This window comes from Allobosea sp. WAO, assembly GCF_001509835.1.
Lineage (GTDB): Bacteria > Pseudomonadota > Alphaproteobacteria > Rhizobiales > Beijerinckiaceae > Allobosea.
On the sequence record NZ_JXTJ01000018.1, the window covers coordinates 1 to 18,617 of the forward strand.

15 protein-coding genes and 1 tRNA gene are annotated in these 18,617 nt (G+C 67.5%); 4 read left to right on the top strand and 12 right to left on the bottom strand.

Features of this window, described 5'->3' with window-relative positions:
- Positions 1 to 72: 72 nt before the first annotated feature.
- Positions 73 to 149: transfer RNA gene (locus tag DK26_RS25895), tRNA-Met, on the top strand.
- Positions 150 to 422: 273 nt separating this feature from the next.
- On the opposite strand, the gene DK26_RS25900 is transcribed toward DK26_RS25895, so the two are convergent.
- The 5 genes from DK26_RS25900 to DK26_RS25920 all read right to left on the bottom strand — a co-directional run bounded on the left by DK26_RS25900 (position 423) and on the right by DK26_RS25920 (position 7,661).
- Positions 423 to 3,347 (bottom strand): FAD-binding and (Fe-S)-binding domain-containing protein, encoded by a 2,925-nt coding sequence (locus DK26_RS25900; protein ID WP_066479075.1) that lies wholly within the window; start codon positions 3,345 to 3,347, stop codon positions 423 to 425.
- 159 nt (positions 3,348 to 3,506) lie between these two features.
- Complete coding sequence (locus DK26_RS25905) at positions 3,507 to 5,030, bottom strand: tripartite tricarboxylate transporter permease (RefSeq protein ID WP_066479077.1); 1,524 nt, start codon at positions 5,028 to 5,030, stop codon at positions 3,507 to 3,509.
- Positions 5,031 to 5,040: 10 nt separating this feature from the next.
- Positions 5,041 to 5,541, bottom strand: coding sequence for a tripartite tricarboxylate transporter TctB family protein (locus DK26_RS25910; RefSeq protein ID WP_066479080.1), 501 nt, complete (start codon positions 5,539 to 5,541; stop codon positions 5,041 to 5,043).
- A 147-nt stretch (positions 5,542 to 5,688) separates the two neighbouring features.
- Positions 5,689 to 6,672, bottom strand: a complete 984-nt coding sequence (locus tag DK26_RS25915) for a tripartite tricarboxylate transporter substrate-binding protein (protein ID WP_066479082.1) — start codon at positions 6,670 to 6,672, stop codon at positions 5,689 to 5,691.
- 236 nt (positions 6,673 to 6,908) lie between these two features.
- Positions 6,909 to 7,661, bottom strand: a complete 753-nt coding sequence (locus DK26_RS25920) for a GntR family transcriptional regulator (RefSeq protein WP_248310110.1) — start codon at positions 7,659 to 7,661, stop codon at positions 6,909 to 6,911.
- Positions 7,662 to 7,824: 163 nt separating this feature from the next.
- Here DK26_RS25920 and DK26_RS25925 point away from each other — a divergent pair, with 163 nt between their 5' ends.
- Both DK26_RS25925 and DK26_RS25930 read left to right on the top strand, forming a co-directional pair.
- Positions 7,825 to 9,027 carry an aminotransferase class V-fold PLP-dependent enzyme gene (locus DK26_RS25925; protein WP_066479083.1) on the top strand — a complete coding sequence of 401 codons (1,203 nt, stop codon included), beginning with the start codon at positions 7,825 to 7,827 and terminating at the stop codon, positions 9,025 to 9,027.
- Positions 9,028 to 9,283: 256 nt separating this feature from the next.
- Positions 9,284 to 10,090: a DUF72 domain-containing protein gene (locus tag DK26_RS25930; protein WP_066479590.1), complete on the top strand. Its 807-nt coding sequence runs from the start codon at positions 9,284 to 9,286 to the stop codon at positions 10,088 to 10,090.
- 6 nt (positions 10,091 to 10,096) lie between these two features.
- On the opposite strand, the gene DK26_RS25935 is transcribed toward DK26_RS25930, so the two are convergent.
- The 6 genes from DK26_RS25935 to htpX all read right to left on the bottom strand — a co-directional run bounded on the left by DK26_RS25935 (position 10,097) and on the right by htpX (position 16,679).
- Positions 10,097 to 10,600: a YbaK/EbsC family protein gene (locus DK26_RS25935; RefSeq protein WP_066479084.1), complete on the bottom strand. Its 504-nt coding sequence runs from the start codon at positions 10,598 to 10,600 to the stop codon at positions 10,097 to 10,099.
- A complete protein-coding gene (locus tag DK26_RS25940) occupies positions 10,597 to 10,875 on the bottom strand; it encodes a hypothetical protein (protein WP_066479086.1) in 279 nt (92 codons plus the stop codon). The genes DK26_RS25935 and DK26_RS25940 overlap by 4 nt, the downstream gene beginning before the upstream one ends.
- A 21-nt stretch (positions 10,876 to 10,896) precedes the next feature.
- Positions 10,897 to 12,489 (bottom strand): bifunctional phosphoribosylaminoimidazolecarboxamide formyltransferase/IMP cyclohydrolase, encoded by a 1,593-nt coding sequence (gene purH / locus DK26_RS25945; protein ID WP_066479089.1) that lies wholly within the window; start codon positions 12,487 to 12,489, stop codon positions 10,897 to 10,899.
- Between the two features lie 118 nt (positions 12,490 to 12,607).
- Complete coding sequence (locus tag DK26_RS25950; protein ID WP_066479092.1) at positions 12,608 to 14,356, bottom strand: heparinase II/III family protein; 1,749 nt, start codon at positions 14,354 to 14,356, stop codon at positions 12,608 to 12,610.
- Positions 14,357 to 14,410: 54 nt separating this feature from the next.
- On the bottom strand, positions 14,411 to 15,760 hold the full coding sequence (locus tag DK26_RS25955; protein ID WP_066479095.1) for an RsmB/NOP family class I SAM-dependent RNA methyltransferase: 1,350 nt from the start codon (positions 15,758 to 15,760) through the stop codon (positions 14,411 to 14,413).
- Position 15,761: 1 nt separating this feature from the next.
- Positions 15,762 to 16,679 (bottom strand): zinc metalloprotease HtpX, encoded by a 918-nt coding sequence (gene htpX / locus DK26_RS25960; RefSeq protein WP_066479096.1) that lies wholly within the window; start codon positions 16,677 to 16,679, stop codon positions 15,762 to 15,764.
- 110 nt (positions 16,680 to 16,789) lie between these two features.
- On the opposite strand from htpX, the gene DK26_RS25965 reads away from it, so the two are divergent.
- Positions 16,790 to 17,011 (top strand): DUF1674 domain-containing protein, encoded by a 222-nt coding sequence (locus DK26_RS25965; RefSeq protein WP_066479593.1) that lies wholly within the window; start codon positions 16,790 to 16,792, stop codon positions 17,009 to 17,011.
- 26 nt (positions 17,012 to 17,037) lie between these two features.
- Here DK26_RS25965 and DK26_RS25970 read toward each other — a convergent pair whose 3' ends face one another.
- Complete coding sequence (locus DK26_RS25970) at positions 17,038 to 18,555, bottom strand: globin-coupled sensor protein (protein WP_066479097.1); 1,518 nt, start codon at positions 18,553 to 18,555, stop codon at positions 17,038 to 17,040.
- Positions 18,556 to 18,617: the final 62 nt, after the last annotated feature.

The following is an 18,617-nucleotide window of genomic DNA, read 5'->3' on the forward strand; positions in this document are numbered from 1 at the left end:
ATCCCTCAAGACAATGATGAAGTTCAGAACGCTTTGACCAATGAAGTCGTCGGTCAAAGCGGGATGATTTGACGCGGGGTGGAGCAGCCCGGTAGCTCGTCAGGCTCATAACCTGAAGGTCGTAGGTTCAAATCCTGCCCCCGCAACCAAAATTAGTAAGAACCCCATCTCCTCGCGAGATGGGGTTTTTGCGTTTCTGAAGCAATTCCTGATGCAGCGCAGACCGGTCTGAAGCCCCCGCGGCGTCCTTCCTTCGTCGCAAGGCCACGGCCCGAGCCCGACAGCGTCTCGGGCCGCCGACCTTCGCTTCAGCCGCTCCGCGCCGCCGCCACTACGACCCTGCCGCGTAATGGCCTGGGCAGCTCGAGCCGCCTGACGTCGCCGGTGACGCTCCGGAGATCGGTGAACCGGGCCTGGGTGCGTCACTCCCGTTCCAAAGCATCCGCCAGCACGCGCACGACATGCACGGCCTCGCGGCCGGCGCCGTCATGGATCTGGTGGCGGCAGCTCGTGCCGTCGGCGACGACGAGATCGTTCGGACCCGCCTTGCGCACCGCCGGCAGCAGCGAGAGTTCGCCCATGGCGAGCGAGACGTCGATGGTCGCGGCGCCGTAGCCGAAGGCGCCGGACATGCCGCAGCAGCTCGACTCGATCGGCTTGACCTCCAGCCCCGGCACTGCCCGCAAGGTCTTCTCGACCGCGCCCATCGCGTCGAAGGCCTTCTGGTGGCAATGCCCGTGCAGATGGGCAACGCGCCCGCCCTGATCTTGCAATGGCAGGGCGGTCTTGCCCGCGGCCATGTCGGCAGCGAGCAGCTCCTCGACCAGCAGCGCCGCCTTGGCCAAGGGCTCGACCTCCGCCTTGGGCAGGAGCGCGCCGAACTCGTCGCGGAAGCTCATCAGGCAGGAGGGTTCGAGCCCGACCACCCGCGCGCCCTTGGCGACGAAGGGCGCGAGCGCATCGAGCGTCCGACGCGCCTCGGCGCGGGCCTCATCGACCAGCCCGGCCGAGAGGAAGGTACGCCCGCAGCAGAGCGGCCGGCCGCCATCCTTGGCCGCGACACGATGCAGGCGATAGCCGCCGGCGGCGAGCACGCGCTCGGCCGCCTCCAGATTCTCGCGCTCGAAATAGCGGTTGAAGGTATCGCCGAAGAGCACGATGTCCCGGCCATCGCCCTTGACGGCAGACACGTTCGACGGCTCGGCCGCCTCGCGCCAGGGCTTGCGCCAGATCGGCAGCGAGCGCCGCGCCGAGAAGCCGAGCCAGCTTTCGCTGAGCTTCGCCAGAAGCGGAATCCGGTCGCGCAGGTTCATCAGCGGCGCGAGCTTTGCCGCATAAGGCGCATAGCGCGGCAGGAAGGCGATCAGCCGTTCCTTCAGCGGCAGGCCGTGCTCGGCATGGTAATGATGCAGGAACTCGACCTTCATACGGGCCATGTCGACGCCGGTCGGGCAGTCGCGCTTGCAGCCCTTGCAGGAGACGCAGAGATCGAGCGTCTCCTTCATCTCCGGCGAGGTGAAGGCGTCCGGCCCGAGCTGGCCGGAAATCGCGAGGCGCAACGAGTTGGCGCGTCCGCGCGTCAGGTGCTGTTCCTCGCGCGTCGCGCGCCAGGAGGGGCACATCGTGCCGCCGGCCATCTTCCGACAGGTGCCGTTATTGTTGCACATCTCGACCGCACCGCCGAGGCCGCCCCAGTCGGACCAGTCGAGCGCGGTCGAAACCGGAGCCGGCGTGGCGTAGCCCGGTGGAAAGCGCATCAGGCTGCGGTCGTCCATATGATAGGGCCGGACGACCTTGCCGGGGTTCAGCCGGTTCTCCGGGTCGAAACCGTCCTTCACCGCCTCGAAGGCGCGGGTGAGCGGCGCCCCGAACATCGGCTCGACGAAGTCGGAGCGCGAGATGCCGTCGCCATGCTCGCCGGAATAGGAGCCCTTGAAGCGGCGCACGAGGTCGCAGGCCTCTTCGGCGATGCCGCGCATCGCCTTGACGCCGGCTTCGGTCTTCATGTTGAGGATCGGGCGGACATGCAGGCAGCCGACCGAGGCGTGGGCATACCAGGTGCCGCGCGTGCCATGCCGCTCGAACAAGGCGGTCACCGCATCGGTGTAGTCGGCGAGGTGCTCGAGCGGAACGGCGCAGTCCTCGATGAAGGAGACAGGCTTCCCGTCACCCTTCATCGACATCATGATGTTGAGGCAGGCCTCGCGCACCTCCCAGACCGGCTTCTGCCGGGCCGGCTCGACCACCTCGACCACCGCGTCCGGAAAGCCATGATCAGCCATGCACTGGTCGAGGCGCTTCAGATCGCGCTTCAGCGCGTCGAGGTCGTCGCCGGCGAACTCGACCAAGAGCAGGCAGTTCGGCTTGCCCTTGGTGATGTCGGCGAGCGTGCGCACGAAGAGCGGAATGTCGGCGCCGAGCACCAGCACATTGTTGTCGACGAGCTCGACTGCGACCGGCCCGAGCGCGACGATATGCTGCGTCGTCTCCATCGCGGCGCGAAAATTCGGGAAATGGCAGACGCCCATGACGCGGTGCGCCGGCAGCGTCGAGAGCTTCAGGGTCGCCTCGGTGGTGATGGCGAGCGTGCCTTCCGAGCCGACCAAGAGGTGCGACAGATTCGGCCGCGGCACGATCAGCTCGTCGAGATTATAGCCGCCGACACGGCGCTGCACCTTTGGGAAGATCGCCTCGATCGCGTCGCGATGACCATCCGCCAGCGCCAGCATCCGCGTCATCAGATCGCGCGTCCGGACCGAGGCATTGTCGCCGAGTGGTCCGTCGCCGAGTGCGAAAGCCTCGCCGTCATGGAACTGCGCCCTGAGGCCGATGACATTGTCGACCATCTTGCCGTAGCGCAGCGAGCGCGCGCCGGACGAGTTGTTGCCGGCCATGCCGCCGATCGTGCAGCGGCTCGCCGTCGAGGGCTCGACCGGGAAGAACAGCCCGTCCTTCTTCACATGGGTGTTGAGCGCTTCCAGCACGATGCCGGGCGCGACCGAGACGGTGCGGCTCGCCGGATCATAATCCCGGATCGCGTTGAAATGCCGGCTCATGTCGAGGATCAGAGCATCGCCGATCGGCTGACCGTTCTGCGAGGTGCCGCCGCCGCGCGCGATCACCGGCACGCCGTGCTCGGCCGCGATCGTCAGCGCCGCGGCGATGTCGGCCTCGCTCTTCGGGAAGGCCACGCCCTGCGGAATGATCTGGTAGATCGAGGCGTCAGTGGCGTAGCGCCCGCGGGTGAAGGCGTCGAAGCGCACCTCCCCTTCCAGCGACTGCGAGAGACGCCGCTCCAGCCCGAGATTGCGAGAGCCCTGCTTGGTCAGGGGGGCTGCGTGGGTCATCGTTCTGCTAGCCAATTCTAAAGTGAGCCGTCATCCCGGCCGTAGCGAAGTGGCGCGCCGGGATCCATCGTAAATCCCGGCGCTCCGTGATGGATCCCGGAGCGGCGCGGTCTTGCGGCCTATCCGGGAAGATGGCGGTTCTTTCCGAAGCCGGCATGACTACTCGGCGGCCTCCGCCGCCTTACCGGCATGGCGGCCGCGCGCCGTGGCGATCAGGTCCGAGACCGGCCCCCAGAGCAGCAGGATCATGGCGAGTACGACGAGGGTCGTTACCAGGCCATTGGCGATGAAGACGTGCAGGCTTCCGCCGGAGCCGAGCAGGGCCTGGCGGAAGGCATCCTCGGCCCGGTCGCCGAGCACCAGCGCCAGAACCAGCGGCGCCAGCGGATAGTCGAGCTTCTTGAAGACGTAGCCGATGACGCCGAAGATCAGCATCAGCCAGATGTCGAAGATCGAGTTCGAGATCGTATAGGCGCCGATGGCGCAGACGATCAGGATCACCGGCGCGACGAAGGAGAAGGGCACGCGCATGATCGCCGCGAAGAGCGGCACGGTCGCGAGCACGATGATCAGCCCGGCGAGATTGCCGAGATACATCGAGGCGATCAGGCCCCAGACAAAATCCTTCTGCTCGACGAACAGCATCGGCCCGGGCTGCAGTCCCCATACCAGGAGGCCGCCGAGCAGCACGGCGGCCGTCGCCGAGCCGGGAATGCCGAGGGCCAGCATCGGCAGGAGCGCGCTGGTGCCCGCCGCATGCGCCGCCGTCTCCGGCGCCAGCACGCCCTCGATCTCACCCTTGCCGAAGTTCTTGCCGCGCTTCGAGAAGCGCTTGGCGAGGCCGTAGCCCATGAAGGATGCGGCGATGGCGCCGCCCGGCGTCACGCCCATCCACATGCCGACCAGCGAGGAACGGATCAGCGTCGCCCAATAGCGCGGCAGCCCGGCCCAGGTGCGCAGCACGACCATCAGGTCGATCCGCGCCTGCTTGCCCTTGAAGACCAAGCCTTCCTCGACGGTCAGCAGGATCTCGGAAACACCGAACAGGCCGATCACCACGATCAGGAAGTCGAAGCCGCGCATCAGCTCGGTCGAGCCGAAGGTCATGCGCAGGTCGCCGGAGATCGAGTCGAGACCGACGGCCGCGAGCAGGAAGCCGATGCAGAGCGAGGCCAGGATCTTGGCCCGGTTCTCGCGGCCCATGCCGATGAAGGAGCAGAAGGTCAGGAGGAAGACGGCGAAGAACTCGGCTGGCCCGAAGCGCAGCGCGAACTGGGCGACGAGCGGCGCGACGAAGGTGATCAGGATGACGCCCGAGAGCGCCCCGATGAAGGAGGCGGTGAAGGCTGCGGTCAGCGCTTCCGCCGCCTTGCCCTGCACCGCCATCGGATAGCCGTCGAAGGTGGTCGCCACCGACCAGGCCTCGCCGGGGATGTTGAACAGGATCGAGGTGATTGCCCCACCGAACAGCGCGCCCCAGTAGATCGAGGAGAGCAGGATGATCGCCGAGGTCGGGTCCATGCCGAAGGTCAGCGGCAGGAGGATCGCGACGCCGTTCGGGCCACCCAGCCCCGGCAGCACGCCGACGACGATGCCGAGGATGACCCCGATCGCCATGAAGCCGATATTCTGCCAGGACAGCGCGATCTGAAAGCCGGTGATCAGCGAGGAAAGATCATCCATCGGCGAAACCTCAGTAGCCGAGCATGGCTTCGAGCGGGCCCTTGGGCAGGGGCACGCGGAACTGCAGCTCGAAGATCCAGAAACAGGCGAGCGGTACGAGCAGCGCGGTGAGCGCGATGCTCCACCAGCGCGAAGTCGCGATCACGCCCATGAAGACGAGGATGAAGACGGCGGAAGCGACGTAGAGCCCGAGCGGCTGGATCAGTGCGACGAAGACGATCAGCGGCCCGAGCACCCGCACCACCTGCCCCAGCTGCGCATAGGTCACGAAGACCTTGTTCTCGGCGCGGAACGACTGGAACAGGATGAACAGCGACGCGGCGAGGAAGAGCCAGCCGACGCGGGCCGGGAAGAAGCCGTTTTGCGGGCCGTTATCCCAGCCGGCACCGCGGCCATAGGAATCCCAGAGCACGATCAGGCCGAGGCCGATCAGGATGGCGGCCGTGGCGATTTCGACCGGGCGGCGGGAGATGCCGCGTTCCGGAGCTTCGGTCTCAGCTGAACTCGACATCGATCATCTCCCGCTCGGTCATCCCGGACCAGCCGTGTAGCGGCGCCGATCCGGGATCCATCACAAGGCGCTGCCCTAAGATGGATTCCGGGCCTCCGCTTCGCTCTGCCCGGAATGACGGCGGAGCGCTTCCACGCTGAGTTGGCCTCACTTGGCCATGAAGCCGGCGTCGCCCATCAGCTTGGCGTGCTTCTCCTCGTCAGCCTTGAGGAATTGCACGAAAGCGTCGCCGTCGCGGTAGTCGGCGACCAGAGCGCTGCGCGCCAGGTAGTCCTTCCATTCGGGCGTCTCGGAGACCTTCTTGAACAGGTTCACGTAGTAGGCCTGCTGGTCCTTGGTGACCTTGCCCGGCATGAACATGCCGCGCAGCATCTGGTAGGTGACGTTCAGCCCCTGGGAGGCGCAGGTCGGAATGTCCGCCCAGGATTTTCCGTCGGCGACCGGGGTCGAATAGGTCATCTTCTGGTCGGAGAAGACGCAGAGCGGGCGGGTCGCGCCGCCGCGCCAGTTGGCGACATCCTCGGCGGGGTTGTTGGTGCTGGCGTCGATATGATTGCCAGAGAGCTGGGTCGAGGTCTGGCCGCCGCTGGTGTGCGGGATGAAGGCGAACTTGACGCCGCCGGCCTTCTCCATCGCGAAGACGATCAGGTTGTCCTCACGCTTGGACGAGGTGCCGCCGACCTTCAGCGGCGGCGTGGCCGCCTTGGCCGCGGTCATGAAGTCGCCGGCATTCTGGTATGGCGCCTTGGCATTGACCCAGAGCACGAAGGAATCCTGCGCCATCATCGCGACCGGCGTGTAGTCCTGCCAGTTCAGCGGCAGCTTGGTCGCCATCGGCGTCATGAAGATGCCGCTCGAGGTGGTGATCAGCTTATGGGGGTCGCCTGACGATTTCTGAATGTCGAGCATGCCTTCGGCGCCGCCGGCGGCCGGCTTGTTGACGACGATGACTGGCTGCGAGGTCAGGTTGTGCTTCTGGATGATGCCTTGCATCGTCCGCGCCATCTGGTCGGAGGCGCCACCGGCGGAGAAGGGCACGACGATCTCGATCGCCTTGCTCGGCTCCCAGGCCAGGGCCGGCGTCGCTCCGATTGCCAGAACCGCGCATGCGGCAAGCAGATGCTGCTTCATGATGATCCGAACCTCCCTCTGTGGCGCTCTGTCGGCGTCGTAAGGGGAAGCCTAGAACCAAAAAATTTTGCATTCAATCCGAAAAATGACCGCAGCGAGATTGAAGGCGAAAATTGCTCCGGAGTGCACGCCATCATCGCGACGCCAGCCGGGCAAGCGCGATCGCGCCGACCTCAACTCGCGCAGAACCGCTCCGGCAATCCCGACAATGCAAGCGCGCCGAGGCGCGCAGAGTCTCAGTCTTCGGACTCCACCTCCGCCGCCTCGCTCACGCTTCGCTGTTCGGCAGCCTTGCGCTTGTTGCGCAGATGCATGAACAGGATGTCGCTGAGCTCGCTGCCGGCGCGGCGCCGCAAAGCGTCGAGAATCGCCTCATGCTCGCGCATCGCCTCGCCCCAGCGGTCGCGATCGGTGGCGAGGTTGGCCGAATAGCGTACCCGCCGGATGCGGCCCGCGAAGCTGGCATAGGTCGCGGCCAGCGTCGCATTGCCCGCCGCCGCGACGATCATGTGGTGGATTTCCTGATTGCACTGGAAATAGCCGTGCATGTCGCGGCGCAGATAGAAGCGGTACATCTCGTGATGGACCCGCTCGATCTCCGCGACCTCCTCGTCGCTGACGCGCTCGCAGGCGAGCCGCCCGGCCAGGGATTCGAGGCCGCCCATCACATCGAACAGCTCGCGCAGATCATCGGCGCTGAGCGCCCGCACACGCGCGCCGCGATTGGGCAGGAGCTCGATCAGCCCCTCGGCGGCGAGGACCTTGAGCGCCTCGCGCAGCGGCGTCCGCGAGATTCCGAAACGGTCGCAGAGCAGCCTTTCCGGAACGCGGGCGCCGTCGGCGAGATTGCCCTCGACGAGATAGTCGCGCAGCGCTGCGAGCAATTCGCCATGCAACGAGACCGGGGCGCGCGGGGCCTCTCCCGTTGCAGGTCCGCTCGGGTCAGCTTCGGCGGCGGCGCCTTTGCGCGCATCCAGAACCATGCTCATCATAAATAATCGCTAGTTCAACGACATAGCGGTGTCGAGACCCCGCGCGCTCGAAATGAGCACGATCCAGAGATTGCCAAAGAAAAAAATGAATGCAAAATGAAACCCAGCCACACGGCGCAGGCTTGCGGCCGGATCAGACGGGTTGGCAGAGGATAGCATCATGAGCGCACAACAGGGTCGGCATTTCCTGCATATTCCCGGCCCGAGCCCAATTCCGGACCGGATCCTGCGCGCCATCGCGATGCCGATCATCGACCACCGCAGCGCCGAGTTCGCCGCGCTAGGCAAGCATGTGCTCGAAGGCAGCAAGGCCGTCTTCAAGACGAAGCAGCCCGTGGTGATCTACCCCTCCTCCGGCACCGGCGCCTGGGAGGCGGCGATCGTCAACACGCTTTCCCCGGGCGACACCGTGCTGATGGCCGAAACCGGCCATTTCGCGACCTTGTGGAAGAACATCGCCACGCGCTTCGGCGTCGAGGTCGAGTTCATCCCGGGCGACTGGCGCCGCGGCGCCGACCCGGCCGCGATCGAGGCGCGGCTCGCCGAGGACAAGGCCCGCAAGATCAAGGCGGTGATGGTCGTCCATAACGAGACCTCGACCGGCGCGACCAGCCGCGTCGCCGAGATCCGCAAGGCGATCGACGCTGCCGGCCACCCGGCCCTGTTCATGGTCGACACGATCTCGTCGCTGGCCTCGGTCGACTACCGCCATGACGAGTGGCAGGTCGATGTCACCGTCTCCGGCTCGCAGAAGGGGCTCATGCTGCCGCCGGGCCTCGGCTTCAACGCCGTCTCGGAGAAGGCGCTCGCGGCCTCGAAGACCAACAAGCTGCCGCGTTCCTTCTGGGACTGGGAGGAGATGATCAAGATCAATGCCGGCGGCTTCTTCCCCTATACGCCGGCGACCAACCTCCTCTACGGGCTGAAGGAGGCGCTCGCCATGCTGCAGGAGGAAGGGCTGGACGAGGTCTTTTCCCGCCATCAGCGCCTCGCCAGCGCCTGCCGCGCCGCGGTAAAGGCCTGGGGGCTTGAGGTGCTCTGCGAGAACCCGGCCGAGCACTCGCCGGTGCTCACCGCCGTGCTGATGCCGCCGAGCCATGACGCCGACCGCTTCCGCAAGATCGCGCTGGAGAAGTACAACATCTCGCTCGGCTCCGGCCTCGGCAAGGTCGCCGGCAAGGTCTTCCGCATCGGTCATCTCGGCGAGTGCAATGCGCTTGCCCTGCTCGGTGCCCTGTCGGGCGTGGAGATGGGGCTGGCCGCAGCCGGCGTCCCGCATCGCAGCGGCGGCGTCGCGGCGGCTATGGCCGATCTGGAAGCACGCGAGCCGGGCAACGAGGCCTCGGTCGCCGCGGTTGCCTAAGGGGCTCTAGCCTGAAGCGCTGGCGGGAAGGCCGTAGCCGGCCCCGCAACCAAGCTCGCAAGCGCCTCGCAGGTTCGTTCCTGCGGGGCGTTCTTCAATGCGCTGCTGACAGCTTCTGTCGGGAAAGCGAGGGAAGCAGTACGCGCTCCGTCGCTTGAGCTGTCATAGTCGCGAGAATCAAGCCGGCCAGGACCGGTGTAGCGACGAGGCGGCGGATTGCGAGCGCGACGCGCTGCGAGCAGATGGGAGAATGAACATGCCCGGCAAATCCAGCGGCGCGATCCGCATCGGCATTGGCGGCTGGGTGTTCGAGCCCTGGCGCGGCGCTTTCTATCCGGACGGGCTGCCGCAGAAGCGTGAGCTCGAATATGCCGGCAGCAAGCTGACCTCGATCGAGGTCAACGGCACCTATTACGGCTCGCAGAAGCCGGAGAGCTTCGCCAAATGGCGGGCTGAGACGCCGGATGGCTTCGTCTTCGCGCTGAAGGGCTCGCGCTTCTGTACCAATCGCCGCGTCCTTGCCGAAGCTGGCCCGTCGGTCGAGAAGTTCGTCACGTCGGGCATTTCGGAGCTGAAGGAAAAGCTCGGCCCGATCAACTGGCAGTTCATGGCGACGAAGGCCTTCGATCCCGCCGATTTCGAGGCCTTTCTCAAGCTGCTGCCCAAGGAGGTTGACGGCATCACCCTGCGCCATGCCGTCGAGGTGCGCCATCCGAGCTTCCGCTCGGCCGAGTTCGTCGCCCTGCTGCGCGAGTACGGCGTTGCGGTGATCACGTCCGGGGATTCGGAGTATCCCGAGATCGCCGACGTCACCGCGCCTTTCGTCTATGCCCGGATCATGGGGACCAAGGAGGCCGAGCCCAACGGCTATTCCGAAGCGCAGCTCGACGCTTGGGCCGAGCGTGCACGCCAGTGGGCGCGAGGCGATGCGCCTGGCGATCTCGAACTGGTCGCACCGGCGGCCGAAAAGCAGCCGCGCGACGTCTTCCTCTATGTGATCAGCGGCGACAAGGTCCGCAATCCCGCCGCAGCGATGGCGCTGATTGCGCGCGCCGGCGCCTGAGCGGCCTCAGGCCAGTTGCGCGGCGGCGCTTTCGGCTTGTTGAGCAGCAGGCTCCTGGCAGACATCGACCCATTCCGCGCCGGTCAGCGCCACCATCCGCTCAGGGCTGATCCGGACGGCGCTCTGCGTCGAACCGGCGGCGGGCACGACCTCGTCGAAGGCTTTCAACGAGACGTCGCAATAGACCTGCAGCGGGCTCAGCAAGCCGAAGGGGCAGACCCCGCCGACCGGATGGCCGGTGATCGCCGCCACTTCCTCGAGGTCGAGCATGCGCGGCTTGGTGCCGAAGGCCGCCTTGGTCTTCCGGTTGTCGAGCCGCGCGTCGCCGCGGGTGACCAGCAGCACGATGCGCTCGCCAAGCCGCAGCGACAGCGTCTTGGCGATGCGGGCGGGCTCGACGCCGAAGGCCTCGGCCGCGAGCGTCACGGTTGCGCTGCTGCCTTCGGTTTCGAGGATCTCGATATCGGGGGCGCGCTGCGCGAAGAAGGCGCGGACCGAAGCCAGACTCACCGTGTTCTCCCATCGAAGCGCCAGCAGATCAGGGCGGCGACCGCCGCCGGCACGCCGAAGACCACGAGCAGGATCGGCGCCTCCTGCAGGAAGGTGTAGCCGGCACTGTTGATGCCGACGATCAGGTTGATCACCGATGCGACGAACCAGAGCGGAATGAACAACCGCATCGCGAAGATCACGGGATGGCGCCCGCCTGTGTTCAGGCGCGGCGCCAGCAGGAGCAGAAGGCCGAGCAGGGCGAAGCCGGCGGCGATGACCTTGACGGTGTGCATCCGGCTTCTCCGCGCCTCGTCTCAGTGCCTGAAATGGCGATGGCCGGTGAAGACCATGGCGAGGCCGGCCTCGTCGGCGGCCTTGATCACCTCGTCATCGCGCATCGAGCCGCCGGGCTGGATCACCGCGGTCGCTCCGGCCTCCGCCGCCGCCAGCAGGCCGTCGGCAAAGGGGAAGAAGGCGTCGGAGGCGACGACCGCGCCCTTGGCCAGGCTCTCCGCCGCACCGGCCGCCTTGGCGGCTTCGCCGGCCTTCCAGGCGGCGATGCGCGAGGAATCGACGCGGCTCATCTGGCCGGCGCCGACGCCGACCGTGGCGAGGTTCTTGGCGTAGACGATGGCGTTCGACTTGACGTGCTTGGCGACGCGGAAGGCGAAGCGCAGATCGGCGAGCTCGGCCTCGCTCGGCTGGCGCTTGGTGACGACCTTCAGCTCCATGTCGTCGACCACGGCATTGTCGCGCGCCTGCGCCAGGAAGCCGCCGGCGACGGTGCGCAGGGCAAGGCCGGCAGCGCGGACGTCAGGCAGGCCGCCGGTCAGGAGCAGGCGCAGGTTCTTCTTGGCGGCGACGATTGCGATCGCCTCCTCATCCGCGTCGGGGGCGATGATCACCTCGGTGAAGATCTCGACGATCTTCTTCGCCGCTTCCGCGTCGAGCTTGCGGTTCAGTGCGACGATGCCGCCGAAGGCGGAAACCGGATCGCAGGCGAGGGCGCGCTCATAGGCTTCGAGCAGCGAAGAGCCCTCGGCGACGCCGCAGGGATTGGCATGCTTGACGATGACGCAGGCGGCGGTGCGAGCCGGATCGAACTCGGCGACGCATTCGAAGGCGGCGTCGGTGTCGTTGATGTTGTTGTAGGAGAGCTGCTTGCCCTGGACCTGGCGCGCGGTGGCGACGCCCGGGCGCTGCTCCGGCGTGCGGTAGAAGGCGGCCCATTGATGTGGGTTCTCGCCATAGCGCATGGTCTCGGCGAGGCCGCCGCCCAGCGCGCGGAAGGCCGGCGAGGTGTCGCCGAGCTCGCCGGCGAACCAGTTGGAGATCGCCGCATCATAGGCGGCGGTGCGCGAATAGGCCTTTTGCGCGAGCTTGCGGCGCAGGCTCAGCGTGGTCGAACCCTTATGGGCCTCGAGATCGGCGAGGACGGCGGCATAGTCGGCGGGTTCGACGACGACGGCGACGTCGTGATGGTTCTTGGCGGCGGCGCGGATCATCGCCGGACCGCCGATGTCGATGTTCTCGATGCAGTCGTCATAGGGCTTGCCGGCCGCGACGGTCGCCTCGAACGGATAGAGGTTCACCACCAGGAGGTCGATCGGCTTGATGCCGTGGCCGAGCATCGAGGCCTGGTGCTCGGGATGCGAGCGGATGGCGAGCAGGCCGCCATGGACTTTGGGATGCAGCGTCTTGACGCGGCCGTCCATCATCTCCGGGAAGCCGGTCAGATCGGAGACGTCGGTGACCGCAAGCCCGGCTTCGGCGATCGCCTTGGCGGTGCCGCCGGTCGAGACCAGAGCGATGCCCATGCGTGAGAGCGCCCGCGCAAACTCGATCAGGCCGGTCTTGTCGGAGACGGAAAGCAGCGCGCGCTCGATGCGGCGAAGTTCGTTCGGCATGAGGAAAAAGATCCAAAAGTTGCGCGGCGCACCGCGAAAGGTTTCGCGCGCGCCCTATCATGCCGGCGGCTCGCTGCAAAGCACAACGGGCGCAGGCTTGCCTTGTCCGAGGCGACGGTCAGCCCTCGGAGGGCGGTTTCATCGGCGGGAAGGCGAGCGCGATCTCGGCTTCCCGGTCGGGTCCTGCGTGATGCGCAGCGGTTCCCAGGCGGGCGATGCGCCAGATGATCTTCGGGGTCGCGGCGGCGTCGAATTCGATGACCAGCTGTGAGGTGCGCCGCCTGCCGTCGGCGGCGGCGAAGAAGATGCTTTCCTCCAGCGCGACGGTCAGGCCGGACGCCTCGAAAGCCCAGACCTCGCCGGAGGGCAGGGCCAGCAAGGCGCCTTCGCCTTCGCGGATCAGGCTGGCGGTGACGCCGGGATGAAGGTGGAAGCGCGCGACGGCGGGCAGGCTCGCCATGGTGGGCGAGACGCCGATCTCATCCTCGCCGAGCAGTTCGCCGCCTCCCGGCGCGAGCAGCAGCCGGCGGGTGTGGACGACGCCGAAGGCGCGCTTGTAGCCGTCATGGCTGCCGACCCACTCGACGCCTTGCTCGGTCTCCTGTCGGGCGGCGCGGACGTCGGCCGGCCCGGCTGTGATGCGGCGCTCGCCAAGGACCAGCCCGAACACGCAGCTCGAGCGGTCGTCGAGGGTCACGGTCGAATGCGCCGCCGTCGAGCGGGCGGCGAGCCGCAACTCCGGCGCACCATAGCGGCTGGCACCGCAGTTCACGATAAGGCGCTGCGCGCCGCTGGAGAATTCGAAGCTCAGGCAGCCGGCATGGGCTTCGATCGAGTTCGCGCCGCGCGGCGGCGGGCCGGCATCGACGATCACCGTGCTCGGCCCGGCGGCGAGCCGGTCATAGCCGGCATAGGCGGCATGCTCGATCGGCCGGCCGCGGGCGTCGTCATAGGCGGCAAGCGTCGCCATCAGGTCGGGCGGGGTCGCGCCCATGCCGTTGAACAGCGCGAGAGCGCCGTCGCCGTGCCGGAACAGGCGCAGATGCGGCATCATCCGGTCGATCGCCATGATGATGCTGCGCGGCGGTTCGAGGCCGCGCGCCGCAAAGGTCTCGCGCAGCGGCAAGAGGTCGAGCAGCAATTCGATGATGATGCGCGGGTTGCGGCTGAGATGGCCGCCATCGGGCAGGATCTGGCGTTCGAGTTCGTCCGATAGCGCGGTCTCGAAGCGCCGCAGCCGGCGCTCCTGGCCGTCGAGGCAGACCGCGGCGAAGGAGACTGCGATCAGGCACTGCAGGCGCGCTACGCCCTCGACCGCTCCGGCGAGCGCCAGGTGCAGCCGGTCCGTGGTCTGCCCGATATGGCGGAGGAAGCGCTCGTAGAAGACATGGTCGGCGCCTTCGAGCAGCAGCGGCGAATGCGAGAGAAAGGAGATCAGCCGTCTGGCCGCTACCGCTGGTTGGCGAGCTACCTCGTCGCGATCATGCTTGTTGGCGAGGAATTCCTCGACCAAGGCGCGGGCATTGGCGCGGGCGATCGCGCTGTCGGCGGCGCGCAGGTGCCGAAGCCAGGAGAAGCCGAGCAGTGTCTCGGCCCAGGCCTCGGTTGGCGGTTCGATCTCGAAGGGCGATTCGCCATGGCTGTTCACGGTGCGCCCGGCGAAGGCGAAATAGCCGGAATAGATGTCGCTCGCCGTCGTCGGGTCGGCGGTGCGCAGGTCGTGCGGCGCGAAGAGCAGACGGTTCGCCTTCAAGCGCCCGAAGGGCCAGAAGGCGCGCGCGACTCCAACGATTTGGCCGCGGGTGCGCTTCGCCGCGCGGCCGGTCGCCGCGCGTGCCAGTCCCCCCCGCTCAGACCAGCTCTTCAATGCCCCTGTCCGTCCCGCCGTTCCGCCGCCAGCCCTGCGGCGAATCCGCAGAAGTCATAGCCTGATCAGGCGACATGCGTAAAATCCCGCCCAGCCCGAGAGTCTCGGCGTCTCGCCGGCAAGCTGGTGGGGCAAGGTTCGCAGCTCGCCCAAAGGCGTCAGCGCTTCGGCGATGCCGCCGATTTCCGCAGCCTCGATCGGCTTTCGGGCGAAGCCCGGCTGGCGCGCGAGGAAGGCCGCGATCTGCGCCTCGCCTTCTTCGGGCTCCAGCGAGCAGGTGCAGTAGACGAGCCGGCCGCCGGGGCGGGTCAGCTTCGCCGCCTGGTCGAGCAGGCGTGCCTGCAGGGCGATCAGCTTGGCGATGTCCTCGGGACGCTTGGTCCAGGCGACATCGGGATGGCGGCGGATCGTGCCGGTGGCGCTGCAGGGGGCATCGAGCAGCACGGCGTCGAAGGGTTCCGCCTCGTAGCGGGCGGCATCGGCGGTGACGATCTCGGCCTTTTGGCCGAGCCGCTCCAGATTGGCCGCGAGCCGGCGCAGGCGCGGACCGGAGCGGTCGACGGCGGTCACCTCGGCGCCGGCCGCGACGAGTTGCGCCGTCTTGCCGCCGGGGGCGGCGCAGAGATCGGCGGCGCGCTCGCCGGGCTTGGCGGCCAGCAGCAATGCCGGCAGCGCCGCGGCTGCATCCTGGACCCACCATTCGCCCTCGGCGAAGCCGGACAGGGTGGTGACGCTTTCGCGGCCGCGCAGACGGACCGATCCGGTCGGCAGCACGATGCCGTCGAGCTTTTCGGCCCAGCCGGCAGCGTCAGCCTTGACCGTCAGGTCGAGCGGCGGCTCCTGCGCGTGGGCGAGCGCGATGGCGGCGGCGGTCTCGGCGCCATAATGGCGGATCCAGCTCTCGCCCAGCCATTCCGGCGCGTCGATCAGCGGGTCGAGCTCGGCGAGGATCGTGTCGCGCTCACGGGCCAGCCGGCGCAGCACGGCGTTGCCGAGCGAGACATAGCGCGAGGAACGCGCATCCTCGTGCAAATGGCGGATGGCGAGGTCGACGGCGGCGTGGTCGGGCACGTCGAGGAAGAGCAATTGCGCTGCGGCTGCGACCATGATCGGTTCGAACGGGCCGGAATTGCGCGGGCTGCCGCGCTCGAGCCTTGCGTCGATGGCATGGCGGATCGAGCCGAGCCGGCGGAAGGCGACAGTGGCGATGGCGCGAGCGAGGCCGGCATCGGCGGGCTCCAGCTTTGCTGCCGCAGCCATGCGCTCATAGGTCTCGTCGAGGGCGGTCCCGGCGCGCAGGACCTCGTCGATCAGTTCGGCAGCCAGCCGGCGGGCGGCGAGGCCCGGCGCGTTGTCGAGCGGCTTCGCTTCAGCGGAGGGCGCGGCGGTTTCGGAGCGCGCCATCTCAGCCCCAGGGCCCGGGTTCGCGGCCGCCGAATGGACTTTGGGCCGCGCCGCGCAGGAAGCCGCCGGCCTGGCCGGTGACGCCCATGGCGCGCGCCTGCTCCATCAGCGCAGCGATGCGATTGCCGGTGTCGGGGTGGGTCGAGAACAGAGAATCCATGCCGCGTCCGCTCAGCGGGTTGATGATGAACATGTGCGCCGTAGCAGGCTTCTGTTCCGCCGTCTCGTTCGGGATGTGAGCGACGCCGCCGGCGATCTTGGCCAGAGCATCGGCGAGCGCCGCCGGGTTGCCGCAGATCTCGCCGCCGATCCGGTCGGCCTCGTATTCGCGCGAGCGCGAGATCGCCATCTGGATGATCGTCGCCGCCAGCGGCGCCAGCAGCGTCACCAGGATCTGGACGATGAAGTTCGGACGCTGGTCGCGCGAGCCGAAGAACATGCCGAAGCTGGCGATGGTCGAGATCGCGCCGGCCATGGTCGCGGTGATCGTCATGGTCAGCGTGTCGTGATTCTTGATGTGCGCCAGTTCGTGCGCCATCACGCCGGCGAGCTCGTCATAGCTGAGCGTGCGCAGGATGCCGGTGGTCGCAGCAACGGCGGCGTTCTGCGGATTGCGGCCGGTGGCGAAGGCGTTGGGCTGGTCCTCATGGATGATGTAGACGCGCGGCATCGGCATGTTCGCCCGCGCCGCGAGGTCGCGCACCATGCCGTAGAGCTCCGGCGCTGCGCGTTCGTCGACCTCTTCGGCATTGTGGGCGGCCAGCGCCAGCTTGTCGGAATTCCAGTAGCTGAACAGGTTGGTCGCGACCGCGATGCCGAGCGCGATCAGCATGCCGCCGGCGCCCGCGAGCAGATAGCCAACGGCCCCGAACAGGGCGGTCAGCGCTGCCATCAGCATGCCGGTACGGACATAATTCATCGATCACCTCTCGCTTGCTCGAGCATTCGCGCCGCGGCGCCCTCGCCTGGCGCCGAATTCATCCCTATGTGGTGAAGACGATGCGGATCCTGCAAGAGATCGAGGCCAGTATGGGCGCGAATGCGGAAAAGAGCGAGCCTTCCGGCGTGCCTGCGACCAAGGAACTGACGCCGGCGGCGCAGCGCGCGCTTGCCGAGGCGCAGGCGCGACGCGCCGCCCTCGACGCCAAGGCGGAGGCGCTCGGGCGTGACAAGGAAATCGCCGGCCGCGGCGGACTCGAGCCGGTGCGCTATGACGACTGGGAAGTGAAGGGCATCGCCAGCGACTTCTAAGGTCGCGGCGACGCCCGGATCCGTCCTCAGGCGGCCCTGCGCCGCGGAGCCGGGATCGCGACGGCGCCTTCGCGGCCCGTCGTCCGGAAGGCGCTCATCAGCTGGTTCAGCCGTTCGATCTGATCGAGCAAGGTCCGAGCCGAGGCCGCGCTCTGCTCCGCCAGGGCGGCATTGCTCTGGGTCATCTCGTCCATATGGCTGACGGTACGGGCCATCTCGTCTATGCCGTTGGCCTGTTCGCCGGTGGCGGCGGCGATGTCGTTGACCGTGGCCGAGACCTGCGTCGAGGCGTCGACGATCTTCTCCAGCGTCTCGCCGGCCTGGCGAACCAGGCGAACGCCTTCGACGACCTCGGCATCGGAGGAGCCGATCAGGCTGGTGATGTCCTTGGCCGCGCCGGCCGAGCGCTGCGCCAGCGCCCGGACCTCGGCGGCGACCACGGCGAAGCCGCGGCCGGCATCGCCGGCCCGGGCGGCCTCGACGGCCGCGTTGAGGGCGAGGAGATTGGTCTGGAAGGCGATGCCGTCGATCACGCCGGTGATCTCGGAGATCTTCTTCGAGGCCTCCTCGATGCGGACCATCGCCTGGATCGCATCCTTGACGATTTCACCGCCGGTACGCGCCACGGCCGAGGCATTGTCGGCGAGGACGAGCGAATCGCGCGAGGACTGAGCCGAGCTCTTGACCGAGGCGGTGAGCTGCTCGGTGGTCGCGGCGGTCTGCTGCAACGCCGCCGCCTGCTGCTCGGTGCGCGAGGAGAGGTCGTCGGCGCCCGAATTGATCTCCTGCGAGGACGCGGCGATCGCAGCCGAGCTTGCCTTGATCGTCGCGACCATCTCGCCCAACCGAGTCATGGCGTGGTCGAAGTGCTCGCCGATGCTGGCGTATTCCTCCGGCATGTCGGCGGGCACGCGGTGGCTGAGATCGCCCTGGGCGAGCGCCGCCATCGCAGCGCTGACATAGCCGATCGCCTTGTCGCGCTGGCGGGCCTTGATCTCCTCCTGGGCGCGAGCTTCGGCCTCTGCCTTGAGCCGGGCGGTCTCGGAAGCCTCGACATAGACGGTGATGGCGTAGTCCATGTCGAGCATGGCAGCCTTAACGATCGCACCGATCTCGGCGCTGCGCTCGGCGGCGCCCGGCAGCTTGCCGCCGAAACGGCTCTTCGGCCAACGCTCCTCGAGGACCTTGCCGATGATTTGCTCGAGCAGCAGGGCATAGCCGCCAATGTACCAGCGCGGCTCCAGCCCGATGCGGGCATGGACTTCGCCGATGGTGGTGACGGAACGGACATAATCCTGGTCCGGCTGGCCGTTGGCGATGACCTGCCAATGATCGAGCTGCCGGCTCTTGGCCTTGTCCATATGGCCAGGCGACTTGAAGAAGGCGTTGGTCTCCGGGAAGCGGGCGACCTGACCGTAGAAGGCGTCCAGCGCCTCCGGCAGCGCCGCACGGACGACATCCTGGACATTGGCGATATGCGCACGCGTCTCGGCGTCGAATTTCAGGAAATCAAGACGACGGCTGAGATGGTCCGCTGACGACATCATGGGCTCCAGAATCAATCGGCGCAGAAGCGCCCGGATCGTTCTGGAACGCCGCCGGTTAA

Bases quoted from the DNA above. Each gene is read 5' to 3' on its own strand.
- DK26_RS25900 (WP_066479075.1), bottom strand. From the start codon at position 3,347: ATGACCCACGCAGCCCCCCTGACCAAGCAGGGCTCTCGCAATCTCGGG.
- DK26_RS25905 (WP_066479077.1), bottom strand. From the start codon at position 5,030: ATGGATGATCTTTCCTCGCTGATCACCGGCTTTCAGATCGCGCTGTCC.
- DK26_RS25910 (WP_066479080.1), bottom strand. From the start codon at position 5,541: ATGTCGAGTTCAGCTGAGACCGAAGCTCCGGAACGCGGCATCTCCCGC.
- DK26_RS25915 (WP_066479082.1), bottom strand. From the start codon at position 6,672: ATGAAGCAGCATCTGCTTGCCGCATGCGCGGTTCTGGCAATCGGAGCG.
- DK26_RS25920 (WP_248310110.1), bottom strand. From the start codon at position 7,661: ATGAGCATGGTTCTGGATGCGCGCAAAGGCGCCGCCGCCGAAGCTGAC.
- DK26_RS25925 (WP_066479083.1), top strand. From the start codon at position 7,825: ATGAGCGCACAACAGGGTCGGCATTTCCTGCATATTCCCGGCCCGAGC.
- DK26_RS25930 (WP_066479590.1), top strand. From the start codon at position 9,284: ATGCCCGGCAAATCCAGCGGCGCGATCCGCATCGGCATTGGCGGCTGG.
- DK26_RS25940 (WP_066479086.1), bottom strand. From the start codon at position 10,875: ATGCACACCGTCAAGGTCATCGCCGCCGGCTTCGCCCTGCTCGGCCTT.
- purH (WP_066479089.1), bottom strand. From the start codon at position 12,489: ATGCCGAACGAACTTCGCCGCATCGAGCGCGCGCTGCTTTCCGTCTCC.
- DK26_RS25955 (WP_066479095.1), bottom strand. From the start codon at position 15,760: ATGGCGCGCTCCGAAACCGCCGCGCCCTCCGCTGAAGCGAAGCCGCTC.
- htpX (WP_066479096.1), bottom strand. From the start codon at position 16,679: ATGAATTATGTCCGTACCGGCATGCTGATGGCAGCGCTGACCGCCCTG.
- DK26_RS25965 (WP_066479593.1), top strand. From the start codon at position 16,790: ATGGGCGCGAATGCGGAAAAGAGCGAGCCTTCCGGCGTGCCTGCGACC.
- DK26_RS25970 (WP_066479097.1), bottom strand. From the start codon at position 18,555: ATGTCGTCAGCGGACCATCTCAGCCGTCGTCTTGATTTCCTGAAATTC.